General features: G+C 62.7%; 14 protein-coding genes. 5 read left to right on the top strand and 9 right to left on the bottom strand.

The window, feature by feature from the left end; translation table 11 throughout:
• Position 1: 1 nt before the first annotated feature.
• From cycA to JMY29_RS18660, 5 genes are all read right to left on the bottom strand, one after another.
• A complete protein-coding gene (gene cycA, locus JMY29_RS18680) occupies positions 2-1,462 on the bottom strand; it encodes a D-serine/D-alanine/glycine transporter (protein ID WP_018780186.1) in 1,461 nt (486 codons plus the stop codon).
• A 174-nt stretch (positions 1,463-1,636) separates the two neighbouring features.
• Positions 1,637-2,398: an ABC transporter permease gene (locus JMY29_RS18675; RefSeq protein ID WP_189076904.1), complete on the bottom strand. Its 762-nt coding sequence runs from the start codon at positions 2,396-2,398 to the stop codon at positions 1,637-1,639.
• Positions 2,395-3,177 carry an ABC transporter ATP-binding protein gene (locus JMY29_RS18670; protein ID WP_189076905.1) on the bottom strand — a complete coding sequence of 261 codons (783 nt, stop codon included), beginning with the start codon at positions 3,175-3,177 and terminating at the stop codon, positions 2,395-2,397. Before JMY29_RS18670 ends, JMY29_RS18675 begins: the two co-directional genes overlap by 4 nt.
• Positions 3,174-3,539: a DUF1048 domain-containing protein gene (locus tag JMY29_RS18665; protein ID WP_018780183.1), complete on the bottom strand. Its 366-nt coding sequence runs from the start codon at positions 3,537-3,539 to the stop codon at positions 3,174-3,176. The genes JMY29_RS18670 and JMY29_RS18665 overlap by 4 nt, the downstream gene beginning before the upstream one ends.
• Position 3,540: 1 nt before the next feature.
• Positions 3,541-3,870: a PadR family transcriptional regulator gene (locus JMY29_RS18660; protein ID WP_018780182.1), complete on the bottom strand. Its 330-nt coding sequence runs from the start codon at positions 3,868-3,870 to the stop codon at positions 3,541-3,543.
• Between the two features lie 112 nt (positions 3,871-3,982).
• Between JMY29_RS18660 and JMY29_RS18655 the strand changes: the two genes are divergently transcribed.
• A complete protein-coding gene (locus JMY29_RS18655) occupies positions 3,983-4,489 on the top strand; it encodes a GNAT family N-acetyltransferase (protein WP_189076906.1) in 507 nt (168 codons plus the stop codon).
• 12 nt (positions 4,490-4,501) lie between these two features.
• Here JMY29_RS18655 and JMY29_RS18650 read toward each other — a convergent pair whose 3' ends face one another.
• The gene (locus tag JMY29_RS18650) at positions 4,502-5,323 is read right to left on the bottom strand and encodes a class I SAM-dependent methyltransferase (RefSeq protein WP_189076907.1); all 822 of its coding nucleotides are present in this window, start codon (positions 5,321-5,323) and stop codon (positions 4,502-4,504) included.
• Positions 5,324-5,488: 165 nt separating this feature from the next.
• Here JMY29_RS18650 and JMY29_RS18645 point away from each other — a divergent pair, with 165 nt between their 5' ends.
• The 3 genes from JMY29_RS18645 to JMY29_RS18635 all read left to right on the top strand — a co-directional run bounded on the left by JMY29_RS18645 (position 5,489) and on the right by JMY29_RS18635 (position 8,762).
• Positions 5,489-6,958, top strand: coding sequence for an HNH endonuclease (locus tag JMY29_RS18645; protein ID WP_189076908.1), 1,470 nt, complete (start codon positions 5,489-5,491; stop codon positions 6,956-6,958).
• Between the two features lie 89 nt (positions 6,959-7,047).
• The gene (locus tag JMY29_RS18640; protein ID WP_189076909.1) at positions 7,048-7,491 is read left to right on the top strand and encodes a MarR family winged helix-turn-helix transcriptional regulator; all 444 of its coding nucleotides are present in this window, start codon (positions 7,048-7,050) and stop codon (positions 7,489-7,491) included.
• 32 nt (positions 7,492-7,523) lie between these two features.
• Positions 7,524-8,762, top strand: coding sequence for an MFS transporter (locus JMY29_RS18635; RefSeq protein ID WP_018780179.1), 1,239 nt, complete (start codon positions 7,524-7,526; stop codon positions 8,760-8,762).
• Between the two features lie 56 nt (positions 8,763-8,818).
• Here the strand turns inward: JMY29_RS18635 and JMY29_RS18630 are convergent, their stop codons facing one another.
• The 3 genes from JMY29_RS18630 to rraA form a co-directional block, all read right to left on the bottom strand.
• Entirely contained in the window at positions 8,819-10,291 is a 1,473-nt protein-coding gene (locus tag JMY29_RS18630; protein ID WP_039243283.1) for a sugar porter family MFS transporter, read from the bottom strand.
• 334 nt (positions 10,292-10,625) lie between these two features.
• Entirely contained in the window at positions 10,626-12,278 is a 1,653-nt protein-coding gene (locus JMY29_RS18625; protein WP_018780177.1) for an MDR family MFS transporter, read from the bottom strand.
• Between the two features lie 131 nt (positions 12,279-12,409).
• Entirely contained in the window at positions 12,410-12,883 is a 474-nt protein-coding gene (gene rraA / locus JMY29_RS18620) for a ribonuclease E activity regulator RraA (RefSeq protein ID WP_189076910.1), read from the bottom strand.
• Between the two features lie 156 nt (positions 12,884-13,039).
• On the opposite strand from rraA, the gene JMY29_RS18615 reads away from it, so the two are divergent.
• Positions 13,040-14,341 carry an MFS transporter gene (locus tag JMY29_RS18615; protein WP_189076911.1) on the top strand — a complete coding sequence of 434 codons (1,302 nt, stop codon included), beginning with the start codon at positions 13,040-13,042 and terminating at the stop codon, positions 14,339-14,341.

Genomic DNA, 14,341 nt, shown 5'->3' with positions numbered 1-14,341 from the left:
TCTAGTGCGCTGCCGAGGTTTCCGCTTCCGACATCGCCTTCCACTCAGCCACGCGGGCCTGGTGGAGCGGAGACTTGCGGACTACGGCGTACGCGACGCCGAGGATTGCGAACCAGATGGGTGTCACCAGCAGTGCCGTGAGGGTGTCGGGCTGCGTAGTGAGCGCCCAGACAAGGAATGCGAAGAAGGCGAACACTACCCACACCATCGGAACGCCGCCGGGCATCTTGAACGGCGAGGCCGCGTGCAGCTCAGGGCGGCGCTTGCGGTACACCAGGTAGCTGGCCAGGATGATGGACCACACGAACATGAAGCAGACTGCGGACACGGTGGTCACCATGTCGAACGCCACGCCAACGTCCTTGCCCGCGTAGAGAAGCGCGACGCCGGCCAGCAACAGGACGCAGGAGAGGAACAGTGCGTTCTGGGGTACTTTGCGGCTGGAGAGCCGGCCGAAGAGTTTGGGTGCGTCGCCGTCATTTGCCAGGCCGTAGACCATGCGGGACGTCGAGTAGATGCCCGAATTGGCCGAGGACATGGCAGAGGTGAGCACCACCAGGTTCACCACAGTCGCTGCCATGCCCAGGCCCGCCAGGGAGAACATGGCGATGAACGGGCTTTGGCCTGCCTTGAATTCGGTCCACGGGGTGACCGACATGAGGATGATCAGGGCGCCTACGTAGAAGAGCATGACGCGCAGGGGAATGGCGTTGATGGCGCGGGGCAGGTTGTGCTCCGGGTTCTTGGTTTCTGCAGCGGCAGTGCCCACCAGTTCGATGCCCACGAACGCGAACACGGCGATCTGGAAGCCGGCCACGAAGCCCATGAATTCCTTGGGGAAGAAGCCGCCGTGGCTCCAAAGGTTGGTGAAGCTGGCGGTGCCTGCGTTGGACTGGAAGCCGGTGAAGATCATGACCAGGCCCACGACGATCAGCGCGACGATGGCCACGATCTTGATGAGCGCGAACCAGAACTCGGTCTCGCCGAAGGCTTTGACGGTGGGGAGGTTCAGGAGGAGCAGGATGATGATGGTGGCCAGGCCCGGGATCCACAGCTGGATTCCCGGCCAGAGCTCGTTGGCGTAGCCCGCAATGGCGATCACGTCCGCAACGCCGGTGACTACCCAGCAGAACCAGTACGTCCAACCGGTAAAGAAGCCGGCCCACGGGCCCAGGAGGTCGCCCGCGAAGTCGCTGAAGGATTTGTAGTTCAGGTTGGACAGCAGGAGCTGGCCCATGGCGCGCATCACGAAGAAGAGCATGAAGCCGATGATCATGTAGACGAAGATCACCGAGGGCCCGGCGACCGAGATGGTCTTGCCGGAGCCCATGAAGAGGCCCGTTCCGATGGCGCCGCCGATGGCCAGGAGCTGGATGTGGCGGTTGCTGAGCGAGCGTGAGAGGTGGGGCTCGCTGTCCCTGCTGGAGGCGCGGAGCTGCCCCTGTGTTGTCTGGTCGGACATTAGTTCAAGAACCCTTCGGAGGAACCGTCAGAATAGTGACGGCCGTTACAAATCTGTTCGATAAAGCTATAGCTAATGTCTGACCAATGGCCAATCGGTCTGCATGGCGAAAGCTCCCTTGTGGAAAAGGGAGCTTTGGCCGTTGGTTCGGGCTGGGTTTCAGAACACGGGCCGCTAGGCGTTCCGGCGCTTGTAAGCCGCCGTCGCAAAGGCGTAGGAGACGACGAGGATTCCCAGGCACCAGGCCAGTGCTACCCAAATATCCGTTCCGGCCGGTCGCTGGGCGAACAGGTCCTGGATGGTGTTCACGATGGACGTCACGGGTTGGTTCTCGGCGAACCAGCGGACCGGACCGGGCATGGTTTCCGTCGGAACGAACGCCGAGCTGATGAACGGCAGGAAGATCAGCGGGTAGGAGAAGCCGCCGGCGCCGTCCACGGACTTCGCCGAAAGGCCCGCGATGATGGCGATCCACGTCAATGCCAGGGTGAACAGCGTCAGGATCCCGGCCACGGCCAGCCAGTCCAGCACATTCGCCGAAGTGCGGAATCCCATGAGCAGCGCAACCCCGACGATGATCACCAGTGACAGGCCGTTGGCCACCAGCGACGTCAGGACGTGGGCCCACAGTACAGAGGAGCGAGCGATGGGCATGGACTGGAACCGCTCGAAAATGCCGCTCTGCATGTCCGTGAAGAGACGGACCGCGGTGTACGCGATTCCCGAAGCGATGGCTATCAGCATGATGCCCGGAAGCAAGTAGTTGACGTAGTTTTCAGTGTCGGTCCTGATGGCGCCGCCGAACACATAGACGAACAAGAGCATCAGGGCAATCGGCGTGATCGCGGTGGTGATGATGGTGTCCACGCTCCGGAAGATGTGCCGCATGGAACGGCCCAACAGAACAGAGGTGTCTGCGAAGAAATGGGTGTTCATGACCTGTCCTTTACTGACTCGGCGCTGCCGTTGGTTCCCACCAGTGCCAGGAAGATGTCCTCCAGGCTCGGCTGCTTTTCCACGTATTCCACCTTGGCCGGCGGAAGCAGTTGCTTGAGCTCGGCGAGCGTGCCGTTCGCAATAATTCGCCCCTCGTGAAGAATGGCGATTCTGTCTGCTAGGTGTTCGGCCTCGTCGAGGTACTGGGTGGTGAGCAGGACTGTTGTCCCCTTGTTGGCAAGGTTCTTCACGATCTGCCACACCTCCAGGCGGGCCTCCGGGTCCAAGCCCGTGGTGGGCTCATCCAGGAAAATCACCTTCGGGTTGCCGATCAGGCTCATGGCGATGTCCAGCCGGCGACGCATGCCTCCGGAGTACGTCGCCACTTTGCGGGAACCGGCTTCCGTGAGGCTGAACTGTGCCAGCAACTCATCTGCGATCCGGCCCGGGTTCTTCAGGTGACGCAGCTTGGCGACGAGGATGAGGTTCTCCTTGCCGCTGAGGACCTCATCCACTGCGGCGAACTGTCCGGTGAGGCTGATGGACTGCCGCACCTGGAGCGACTCGGTTGCGACGTCGAAACCCTCGACGGCGGCCTGCCCGCCGTCCGCTGTGAGCAACGTTGAGAGGATCTTCACCATGGTGGTTTTTCCCGCTCCATTGGATCCGAGGAGGGCGAAGATGCTGCCCGAAGCTACCTCGAAGTCCACGCCCTTGAGTACATGGAGATCCTTGTAGGACTTTTCGATGCCCTTTACCTGGATTGCCGCAGCTGTCATGACTCCGCCTCTTTCGCTTTGTCGATTGCTTTGTTGAGGCGCTCACGTTCCTTGTCGATCCAGCGCTTTCCGCCGTAGGCCTGGGCGAAAGTCTCGGCGAATTCGATCGGATCCTCGCCCACCATTTCGCTGACGGGAGTTCCGTCCAATGCTGCCCGTTCCCACAGGTCTGCCAGATCGATGAACATCTGGACCATGGTGTCGCCCTCGGTCACGCCGCCGTAGTACATCAGGTAGCGGTTGAAGGCGCTTGCTACGGAGCGGTAGGGCTCAGGCAAGGCATCCATGCGGGCTTTGGCTTGCTTGTACTGCTTCTTCTGCTCGAGTGATCCCGTGACCAGTTCGATCCATTTTGCTGCCATGTTATTTTCCTTCCTTGCGGAGCTCTTCAATCCGTCCGGACAAGAAGCTCCAGGTGTTCCAGAATTCGTTTAGTTCTGTTTTGCCTTGGGCGTTGAGCGTGTACACCTTGCGTGGCGGGCCCTTTTCGGACGGCCGCTTTTCGACGTCCACCAGCCCCTTTTGTTCGATCCTGACCAGCAACGCGTACACGGTGCCTTCGGCGATCTCGGTGAAGCCCTGCTCCCGGAGCAGCGTGGTGATTTCGTATCCATACGCCGCCTTCCCGGTCAGTAGGGCTAGAACAATGCCCTCCAGTGTGCCTTTGAGCATCTCCGTCATTTGCTTGCCCATCGGACACCTCCCTCGCTACTCAGTATTACTAGCTACCACTACATAGTAGAACTAAGTACCGGTACTTAGCAATACTGAGTTCCGAAGTCATTTTGCCAAGTGGCATGCTGGGGTGGTGACTACGAGACCTGCCGCCGAGCCCGCTTTGCTGACTGCCGCCGTCGAGCTTGGAACCTTCAGCCTGCGGCGCGCCCGGAAGGGCGACTTGCCGCATATCCTCGCGTTGCTCGCGGACGACCAGTTGGGTGCCACGCGTGAAAGTGCCGACGATTTAGCCCCGTACGAGCGGGCTTTTGACGCGATCGACGCCGATCCGGCGCACCTTTTGGTGGTGGGCGAACTCGACGGCGAGGTGGTGGCCACTTTCCAGCTCAGCTACCTTCCAGGCCTGTCGCGCAAGGGGTCGTGGCGGGCGCAGATCGAGGCGGTTCGAGTGTCCGGCAAGCTGCGCGGACAGGGTGTCGGGGCGCTCATGATCGAGTGGGCCATAGGGCAGGCCCGGGAGCGCGGCTGCTCCTTGGTCCAGCTGACTACCGACAAATCCCGGGCTGCGGCGCACCGCTTCTATGAGCGGCTGGGGTTCGTCGCGAGCCACGAGGGCATGAAGCTCACGCTCTAAGGCGGCCAGCCCTCAGGTTCGGGTTGCGGTCACAAGATACGTGCGTAAGTTGGATGCTCGTTTGGTTGGTGGGCTCTCAGTGAATCGACCGAAGTTTGCTTCAGGCTGTCCGGGGTAGGTCAGTGCGGCATCGCTCCAGCCGTTGGCCGTGAAGAGTGTTATGGGTTCATCTGTGCAAAAGGGCAGCGGCCGCTCAGCTTTCATGCGTGCCTCGACCAGCGGAGCCAGTGCCTCCAGCTGCAGAAGGCCGGTTCCGAAGATGTCTGCAAGGAAGATTGAGCCTTGTGCGGACAGGTCCGCGGCGGTGCGCACCAGGGACTGGGCGGCCTCGACGGTGAGGTAGTAGAAGAGGCCCTCGGCTACCCATATTGTTGTCGCTCGCGGATTAAGGCCTGCCCCGAGGAGGGGTTCCGTCCAGGTCCCTGACAAGTCCGCGGGCACGGACAGTCGTTCGGTCCGGGAGGTCGCCGTCCCGAGGACTGCTTCCTTATCCGCAAATGCCTCTGCGTAGTCGAGCTCGAACACTCGGCAGGATGGCGGAAGGGGCATTCGGAATGCCCTTGTATCCATGCCAGCCCCTAGCAAGACTATCTGCGCGCCCGGCCGGGCTGCCCTTAGGATTTGGTCATCAAAATAACGCGTCCGGACCGGAAGGAACGGGTTGTAGGCGGATGCTGCCAGGGTGGCTTTGCCGGAATCGCCGGCCAATAGCTCGGCCCACGGATCGCAAAAGAGCCGGTCCGGGCGGGCGGTTTCGAGGGCTCGTGAGGCGGCGATCCACCGACCCGTGTTTACTGCGGTGGCCCGTGCTTGCGGCCCGGAATGCGTTGTCATTGGTCCACAATAGCGACGGGCTGCTCTCGCGGGGAGCGGGTGGGTGGCAGTTTGTGGGTAGCGCTGGTTTGGCATGAGGCTCGTTTTTTTGGCTTTGATTCAGGGTTTTCCACATAGGGCGGTTGGTGTCTTTTGGGTGCTGTTGTTGCTTGGAAGAGTTGGGGTATGGAGCAGATTCGGGCAATGCAGTCACCGCCACCGGCGGCGCTTGCTGGTGCCGCGGAGCGTCTGCTTTTGGAGTCCGCGCCCCGAGTGTCTGAATTGATCACGCTTCTGGGTGCCGTCCGTCTCAGCACCGCCAGCGGCGAACTGATCGATCAGATCCGTGGGCTGGAGCGGTTGAAGTCCGCCATCACAGGATTGCAGGCCCGTGCCGCGGTGGCCTTCGACCTCGCCCAACGGCAGGAACAAGCCGACGCCGGGGTGCCGGCGGCCGAGCGGGGCCTGGGTGTTGGCGCCCAGGTGGCGTTGGCCCGGCGCGAATCCCCGAACAAGGGGTCCCGTCTCTTGGGGTTGGCAAAAGCGCTGGTCACGGAGATGCCGCATACTATGGCCGCGCTGGAATCAGGTCAACTCAACGAGTGGCGGGCCACCCTACTCGTGAAGGAAACGGCGTGCTTGTCCGTCGAAGACCGGGCCGCCGTGGACGAGGAACTCGCAGCCGACACCGGGACCTGCGACGGGAAAGGCGACCGGGCCATCACCGCCGCCGCGAAGGCTGCCGCCTACCGCCGGGATCCGCGCTCGGTGGCCCAGCGCGCCAGTCATGCCGCGACCGAGCGGACGGTGAGCCTGCGCCCGGCACCGGACACCATGACGGTCCTGACCGCGCTGCTTCCCGTTGCCCAGGGCGTCGCGGCGTACGCGGCGTTGTCCCGGGCCGCGGACACTGCCCGGTCCAGTGGGGACGCCCGAAGCCGGGCGCAGGTAATGGCCGATACCCTGGTCGAACGCATGACGGGCAGGCCTGGCGGGATCAGCGGGGTCGAGCTTCAGCTCGTCATGACCGACCGGACCCTGTTCCAAGGCGACAGCGAACCGGCACGGCTGCAGGGGTACGGAATCGTGCCCGCGGAATGGGCCAGAACACTGCTCGGCGCCGGAGGGACCGAGCCGCCGGCCGCGGAAGAAGAAAGCACCGGGCGGGACATAGCGGACATATCGGATCACGAGTTCAGCGTCTGGCTTCGGCGGCTCTACATCGCCCCGAGCAGCGGGGAGCTGATCACCACCGATTCCAAGGCCAGGCTCTTCCCACTCAGGCTCCGGCGTTTCATCGAAACCCGCGACCATACCTGCCGCACCCCGTACTGCGACGCGCCCATCCGCCACACCGACCACATCGTGCCCTGGCAACACGGCGGACCCACCACCCTGGCCAACGGCGCAGGACTCTGCGAAGCCTGCAACCACACCAAAGAACACCCCGGCTGGACAGCCACCACCACCACCCCCACCACCGGAACCCGCCACACCATCAACCTCCAAACCCCCACAGGCCGCACCTACCAATCCACCCCACCACCCCTACCCGGGCATCCAGCCGCACCCCAACCCGGAACCGAAGCGCCCCCACCCACATCACCACCACCCAAATCCCACCCAGCAGACCAACGGGATCTCACACCCATCTAGAACCCAGAAACCCAAGATTTGGGACGGGTCGACGTTGAACTCGTAGAGCACTTGACCATTAGGGGGCCTAACTATTAGGCTACCTAAATATGAGCGATAGTTTCGATCCCCGCCTCACCGACCTCGCGCGTGAATTTCGTGAGGCCCTGCGTCTGGGTGTCTACATGTTTCGTCGTCTGGACCCGGAGGGTGACCTCACCGCCGCGCAGCTGAGCCTGCTCTCCATGATCTCGGACGGTGGCCTGCGTGTGGGCGACATCGCCAAGAACCTCGGGATCAAAGTCCCCAGCGCAACCGAGCAGATCATCAAGCTTGAGCGCGCCGGCCTGGTAACCCGTCAACCTGACCCCGACGACTCCCGCGCTGTCCAAGTGGGCATCACCACGGCCGGGACCGCCGCCGTCGAATCTGCCAACCACCGGCGCAACGCCATGGTGGCGGAGTTGCTGCAGGGCCTCAGCGCGCAGGAAATCGAGCAGCTGGCCGCGGCACTTCCCGTCATCAGCAAAATCAACAGCTCATTCCAGAACTAACACGAATTAACGCACCGACAAGGAGCAATTGAATGTCACGCCAGTTGGCTGACGCTTCAGCAAGCGCCGAAACAACCATCGAAACCACCCTCGAAGCGGAGAAGGCTTCCCTGCTCAAACAGCCGAAAGCGGTGTGGGCCACGGCCCTCGCGGCTGTTTTCGCCTTCATGGGCATCGGGCTCGTGGACCCCATCCTCCCTGCGATCGCCAAGAACCTGCAGGCCTCCACCAGTGAAGTGTCATTGCTGTTCACCAGCTACTTCCTGGTGACTGCGGTGGCGATGTTGATCAGTGGTTTCGTGTCGTCCCGGATCGGCGGCAAGAAGACGCTTCTCATCGGCCTGGCGATCATCGTGGTGTTTGCGTCGTTGTCCGGCCTGTCCGGCAGTGTTGAGCAGCTGGTTGGCTTCCGCGCGGGGTGGGGACTCGGCAACGCGCTGTTTGTCGCAACTGCCCTGGCCGTGATCGTCGGTGTGGCCAGCGGCGGTACCGGCACAGCGATCATCCTGTACGAGGCCGCCCTTGGCCTGGGCATCTCGCTCGGCCCGCTGCTCGGTGCCCTGCTTGGCGGATGGCAGTGGCGCGCCCCGTTCTTCGGCACGGCGGTCCTGATGGCCGCAGCATTTATCGCACTGTTGGCATTGCTGCCCAAGACACCTGCCCCGGCGAAGAAGTCCCGCCTCCGGGACCCGCTCCTCGCACTTGGCCACAAGGGCCTCCGCACCACCGCAGCCAGTGCGCTGTTCTACAACTACGGCTTCTTCACCATCCTCGCCTTCACTCCCTTCATCCTGGGAATGGATGCCTACGGCATCGGGGGAGTGTTCTTCGGTTGGGGCGTTGCCGTAGCCGTGTTCTCGGTATTCGTGGCTCCCGTCCTGCAAAAGCGCTTCGGTGCCGTCAAGGTCCTGACCGGAACGCTGGCTGTCCTGATGCTCGACCTCGTCGGGCTGGGACTGGCTGCCGGGCACTCGGTGACTGCCGTCGTCGTGCTTGTCATCGTGGCTGGTGCCCTGCTGGGCATCAACAACACGGTCTACACGGAACTGGCCATGGGCGTCTCCGATTCGCCGCGTCCCGTCGCGTCGGCGGGCTACAACTTTGTCCGCTGGATGGGCGGCGCGCTGGCTCCCTTTGCCGCCGCGCAGCTCGGCGAGCACTTCGGGCCGCAGGTGCCGTTCTTCGCTGGCGCAGTTGCCATGGTGATTGCCATCCTGATCGCGTTCAGCGGCCGCAGCTTCCTGTCGTCCCACGAACCGCACCTGGTGTAACAAGCCACCAAGCAAAAGAAGCCCGGCGGATATGATCCGCCGGGCTTCTTCGTCTGCTATTTGCCTTCGTCCGAGGTGACCGGCAGCGGCGCTACCGGCGCCCCCTTCGGGACGAACAGGGTTTCCGCCTGTTCCAAGGACATGCCATTGGTCTCGGGCACCTTGAACATCACAAAGAAGAACGACGCCGCGGCGAACGCTGCGTACATGGCGTACGTCAGGGGCAGCGAACCTGCCGCCATGATGGGGAAGCTGAGCGTGATGGCGAAGTTGGCGATCCATTGCGCGGCGGCTGCCAGGCCCAAGGCGCGCGCGCGGATCCGGGAGGGGAAGATCTCGCCCAACAGCACCCACACGAGCGGTCCCCACGAGGCGCCGAAGCTGATGACGAAGATGTTCGCCGCTACCAGGGCGATGGGTCCCCAAGCACCCGGAAGGGTGATCTCGGAGCCAGTGCCGACCGCGGAGGAGAAGGCCAGCGCCATGACCCCGAGCGATACTGCCATGCCGATGGAGCCGGTCAGCAGGATGGGCCGGCGGCCAATCCGGTCCACCAGTGCGATGGCCACGAGCGTCACCAGGATGTTGGTGACGGAGGTGGCCACGGAAATGGTCAGGGAGTCCTTTTCCTGGAATCCAACGGCCTTCCACAGAGTGGTGGAGTAATAGAAGATCACGTTGATGCCGACGAACTGCTGCAGCACGGACAGGATGATGCCGATCCACACCACGGGCAGCAGGCCGAAGCGGTTGCCGCGCAGAGAGCCCTTCTTGGTGGAGAGCTTTTCCTGCTGGATGGATTCGCGGATCTCGCGGATGTGCCGGTCGATGTCGTCGCCCGGAATGAGCTTGTTGAAGATGGTGCGGGCCTGGTCTTCCTTGCCGTTGAGTACCAGGAAGTGCGGTGACTCGGGCAGGCGGAAGGCGATCCAGCCGTAGATGGCGGCAGGCACGGCGCAGGCGATGAACATCCAGCGCCAGGCTTCGATCCCGAACCACAGCGTTCCGTCCGCGCCGCCGGCAGAGTTGGCCAGGACCGCGTCGGAGAGCAGCGCCGCAAAGATACCCGTGGTGATGGCCAGTTGCTGGAGCGAGGCCAAACGGCCGCGGACGTGCCGCGGGGAGATTTCCGAAATGTAGGCGGGGGCAATCACGGATGCGAGCCCGATGCCGAGGCCACCTACCAGCCGCCAGAAGATGAGGTCCCACACGCTGAAGGCGAGGCCGGTTCCGATGGCGCTGACCAGGAAGAGGAGTGCGCCGATCTTCATTGCGGGGATGCGGCCGTACCGGTCGGCAACTTTACCGGCCAGGTAGGCGCCCACGGCACAGCCGAGCAAGGCCACGGCGACAGCGAAGCCGGTGAGAGCCTCGCTCATGGCGAACTCGCCCGCCATGGCATCCACCGCACCGTTGACTACGGACGAATCAAAGCCGAACAGGAAGCCGCCAACTGCGCCGGCGACAGCCAGGCCGATCACCTTCCGGGAAACGTGGGGGGCGCCTGCTTCGGTGCTGGGACTGGACATGGGTCTCCCTTGGGAAAGGTGTGTGGGAATGCGGTGCGTGACGTCGTCGGCTGTTCCGACGGGGACGCCGGTGCACTCGCGCTACACAGTGTGGCACGTCATATCCGCCAAGTTCCAGTCAAGTGATGGACGTGACATGCATTCACTTTCTTAACCCATTCAGCCCTGATCACGGACTGTGTGTTCGCTGGGAGTCCGTGATCGGTGCTCGTCCGGACCTCCAACCCTCGTTTTGAGTCCACAAATTGAACACAAAGCACGACGACGGCCCTTAAGGATGGTGCCATCCTCAAGGGCCGTCGTCGGACGGTATGCTGCTTGGCTTCGCGGGGAACTAGTGGGCCGGAACTGAATCCTTTGCGGCAGCCTTGGGATCCGTGAGCTTCTTGTTCGGCAGCGCGAAGCTGATCAGGAAAGCGATGATCATCAGGCCCGCAGCGGTCAACATGACCACGTCAATTGCCTGTGCAAAGCCCTCCGTGATCGGCCGGGTGAGCGTGCTATTGGCCGAGTGCAACCAGCTGGTGTCGTTCAACGAATCGTTGTTGGCACCGTTCTTGAAGAAGTCGAACAGCTTGGCGTTCGCAGGATCCGAGGCCACGGCAGGGTCCCGCATGACAGCTTGGTAGTCGGGGCTGGATGCTGCTGTTTTCATGCCGTCTGCGATCTTGTCCGCGGCCGTGCTGAACAGCATGGAGATGAACACTGCCGTGCCGACGGCGCCGCCCATGGAACGGAAGAACGCGGCCGTGGAGGTGCCAACGCCCATGTCCTTGGGTGGGACGGATACCTGCATGGCAAGGGTCAGCGGTTGCATGCAGAAGCCGAGTCCGACGCCGAAGAACACTGCGATCAGTCCGGGAACCCACAAGCCGGTGTCGACGCCCAGGACTAGCCCCATGACCGTTGCTGCGCCTGCAAGCACTGCCGTTCCCATGATCGGGAAGATCCGGTATACACCGGAGTTGGAGATGGTGCGGCCGGCGGAGATGGAGCCGAAGAGGATGCCCACGGTGAAGGTGATCATCATCAGGCCTGCCTCAGTGGGAGTAAGGCCCTTCACCAGCTGCAAATACATGGGCAGCATGGCGATGGCACCGAACATGCCGATACCGATGATGAAGTTCAACAGCGAGGACAAGCCGAACGTGGTGTTCTTGAAGAGACGCAACGGAATCAGCGCGTAGTCGCCGGCACGCTTCTCGGCGAGGAGGAACGCCACGATGCCGATGACGCCCAGTCCGTAGCAAAGCCATGATCCCGCGGAGGACCAGCCCCAGGTGCGGCCTTGCTCAGCTACCAGGAGCAGCGGAACAATCGCCAAGGTGATGGCGGCTGCGCCCCAGTAGTCGATCTTCTGCTTCACGTGCCTGACCGGCAGGTGCAGGTACATGAAGACCACCACCAGCGCGGCAAGGCCGATGGGGAGGTTGATGAAGAAGACCCAGCGCCAACCGTCGAAGCCCAGGATGTTGGCTGAACCGGCAAAGGCACCGCCAATGACAGGGCCAAGGACAGACGAGATGCCGAAAACGGACATGAAGTAGCCCTGGTACTTGGCCCGGTCCTTCAGGGCAACGATGTCGCCGATGATGGTCAGGGCCAGCGCGAGGAGACCGCCGGCGCCCAGTCCTTGGATGCCACGGGCGATGGCAAGCTCCGTCATGGAGTGGACGGAACCTGCGTACAGGGAGCCGGCGAGGAAGATCAGGATGGCCGTGAGGTACAACGGGCGGCGGCCAAAGATGTCGCTGAGTTTGCCGTACAGCGGGGTGCTCACCGTGGAGGTGATGAGGTACGCCGTAGTGGCCCACGCCTGCAGGGACAAACCGTCGAGGTCGTTGGCGATGGTGTAGATGGACGTGGACACGATGGTCTGGTCCAGCGAGGACAGGAACATGCCGAGCATGAGTCCCACCATGACGGTGAGCGTCTGACGATGGGTCAGGACCTCACCAGCAGCCCGAACGGGCGTGGAATTGGACATATCTTCTCCAGAGATGGCAGAAAAGTGGGATTAAGCAGGATAGTTGCTTTCAGTAACTATCCTAACGCCCCGATCATTCCCAGCGGGAGAATATTTCTTGGCCGACCCTCTTCAAGTCTCCTCCGCTCACCTCAGCGTTCCAGGAGGATTCCGTCCGGATCGCTGAAGATCATCACCCCGGGACGGATGCGGACATCGTCGATCACGAGTTCCACATCGACCTCGCCGGCCCCCGTCTTGGCACTCTTCCGGGGGTTGCTTCCGAGGGCTTTGACGCCCAGGGAGAGCCGGGCGATGGCTTCACGGTCGCGGATGGCTCCGTAGATGATCACTCCGGCCCAACCGTTTTCCACGGCGCTTTCAGCGATCATGTCGCCCATGAGGGCAGTCCGCATCGAACCTCGGCCATCGACGACCAGGACTGCTCCGTCGCCCGGCGTGGCCAGGACTGATTTCACCAGCGCGTTGTCCTCATGGCACCGGATAGTACGGACGGGGCCGCTGAAATGCGTGTGGCGTCCAAGGTTCTGGAACTGGACAGCAAGGGACTCGAGTTCCTCACCGCGTTCGTCGTAGAGATCTGCCGTATTTACATGCTGGCTCATGGTGCTTCTCCTCCGTGGGTTTGAGGCCACACTAACGCGCCACACGGGCTGCTCGGGTGCGTATTTCGGGCTATGTGAATAAACGACGCGACGGCGGTTCAGCGTCACTCCGCCACGCTAGGCTGAATTCACACATTCAAATGAGGGGAACCTGCCATGAGTTTGTCCGACCTTCCGGGGCCGGTACCGGACCCCGCTGTCGTCCGTGGCGGCACCACGGCGCTGGCTGAACCGGTTAAACCAGTCCGCCCTGTTTGGGTCACCGGCGTGGTACTGGTCAACCTGGGCATCAACGCAGCGTTCTTCGGACCCCTTCAGGTTCTCCTGGGCCAGCAGGCTGCCCACTTTGACGAGGGCCAGAAGGAGGCCATCCTGGCCCTGGTCACCGGCTGCGGTGCTGCAGTTTCCATGGTGGCGAATCCCCTGTTCGGCGCCTTCAGCGACCGGACCACATCCAGGTTTGGGCGGCGGGTTCCCTGGGTTCTGATGGGAGCAATCCTCGGCGCCGTTGCCCTTGTTGCCCTGGCGGGCGCGCCCAACGTAGCTGTGATGACTTTGCTGTGGTGCCTGGTGCAGGCGGGAGCCAACGCCATGTATTCGGCCATTACCGCCGCCGTCCCGGACAGGGTTCCCGTGCCGCAGCGCGGAACTGTTGGCGGCTTGGCCGCCATGGGCCAGACGGTAGGTATCCTCGTGGGCGCCGTGATCGCCGCCGTGGTCGCCGGAGACTTCGCCGCAGGTTACTGGGTGTGCGCCGCAGCGCTGCTGGCCGGCGTCGTGCTTTATCTCTTCAAGAGTGATGACCAGCCCCTTCCGCCCCAGGACCGGCCACCCTTCAGCCTGTGGCGGTTCGCGAAGGGGTTCTGGGTTTCGCCGAAACGCTACCCGGACTTCGCCTGGGCTTGGCTGACCAGGCTGCTTGTCAGCACGGGCAACCACATGGTGACTCTGTATCTGCTCTTCTTCCTAAGCGACGTTGTCCGCCTCAAGGAAACTGAGGGAATCGAGCCCGAGTTCGGCGTGCTGGTCCTGACCGGGCTGTACGCCGTGATGGTCATCATCACCAGCATCCTGGGCGGTCGCTTGAGCGATCGGATGGGAAAGCGGAAGCCCTTGGTCATAGCTTCGTCCGTCATCATCGCTGCAGCGTCACTGATTCTGGCCTTCGCCCCGACGTGGATTGGCGGCCTCGCGGGAGCGGCTGTCCTCGGAATCGGCTTCGGCGCCTACCTTGCGGTGGACTTTGCGCTGATCACCCAGGTCCTGCCCACGGCTTTGGATCGCGGCCGGGACCTGGGTGTCATCAACATCGCCAATTCGCTGCCCCAGGTGATCGCTCCCGCGATCGCTTTCGTCTTTGTTGATTCCTTGGGCGGCTACGTCTCGCTGTACGTAGCCGCCGCAGTCATCGGGCTCTTGGGTGCCGTGTTCGTGGTGAAGATCAAGAGCGTGGCGTAG

Origin of the sequence: Paenarthrobacter nicotinovorans (genome assembly GCF_021919345.1) — a bacterium.
Classification (GTDB): domain Bacteria; phylum Actinomycetota; class Actinomycetes; order Actinomycetales; family Micrococcaceae; genus Arthrobacter; species Arthrobacter nicotinovorans.
This window is presented reverse-complemented; position numbering and strand designations above follow the sequence as displayed.

Bases quoted from the DNA above. Each gene is read 5' to 3' on its own strand.
- JMY29_RS18615 (WP_189076911.1), top strand. From the start codon at position 13,040: ATGAGTTTGTCCGACCTTCCGGGGCCGGTACCGGACCCCGCTGTCGTC.
- JMY29_RS18645 (WP_189076908.1), top strand. From the start codon at position 5,489: ATGGAGCAGATTCGGGCAATGCAGTCACCGCCACCGGCGGCGCTTGCT.
- JMY29_RS18660 (WP_018780182.1), bottom strand. From the start codon at position 3,870: ATGGGCAAGCAAATGACGGAGATGCTCAAAGGCACACTGGAGGGCATT.
- JMY29_RS18640 (WP_189076909.1), top strand. From the start codon at position 7,048: ATGAGCGATAGTTTCGATCCCCGCCTCACCGACCTCGCGCGTGAATTT.
- rraA (WP_189076910.1), bottom strand. From the start codon at position 12,883: ATGAGCCAGCATGTAAATACGGCAGATCTCTACGACGAACGCGGTGAG.
- JMY29_RS18650 (WP_189076907.1), bottom strand. From the start codon at position 5,323: ATGACAACGCATTCCGGGCCGCAAGCACGGGCCACCGCAGTAAACACG.
- JMY29_RS18635 (WP_018780179.1), top strand. From the start codon at position 7,524: ATGTCACGCCAGTTGGCTGACGCTTCAGCAAGCGCCGAAACAACCATC.
- JMY29_RS18625 (WP_018780177.1), bottom strand. From the start codon at position 12,278: ATGTCCAATTCCACGCCCGTTCGGGCTGCTGGTGAGGTCCTGACCCAT.
- JMY29_RS18665 (WP_018780183.1), bottom strand. From the start codon at position 3,539: ATGGCAGCAAAATGGATCGAACTGGTCACGGGATCACTCGAGCAGAAG.
- JMY29_RS18675 (WP_189076904.1), bottom strand. From the start codon at position 2,398: ATGAACACCCATTTCTTCGCAGACACCTCTGTTCTGTTGGGCCGTTCC.
- JMY29_RS18630 (WP_039243283.1), bottom strand. From the start codon at position 10,291: ATGTCCAGTCCCAGCACCGAAGCAGGCGCCCCCCACGTTTCCCGGAAG.
- cycA (WP_018780186.1), bottom strand. From the start codon at position 1,462: ATGTCCGACCAGACAACACAGGGGCAGCTCCGCGCCTCCAGCAGGGAC.
- JMY29_RS18670 (WP_189076905.1), bottom strand. From the start codon at position 3,177: ATGACAGCTGCGGCAATCCAGGTAAAGGGCATCGAAAAGTCCTACAAG.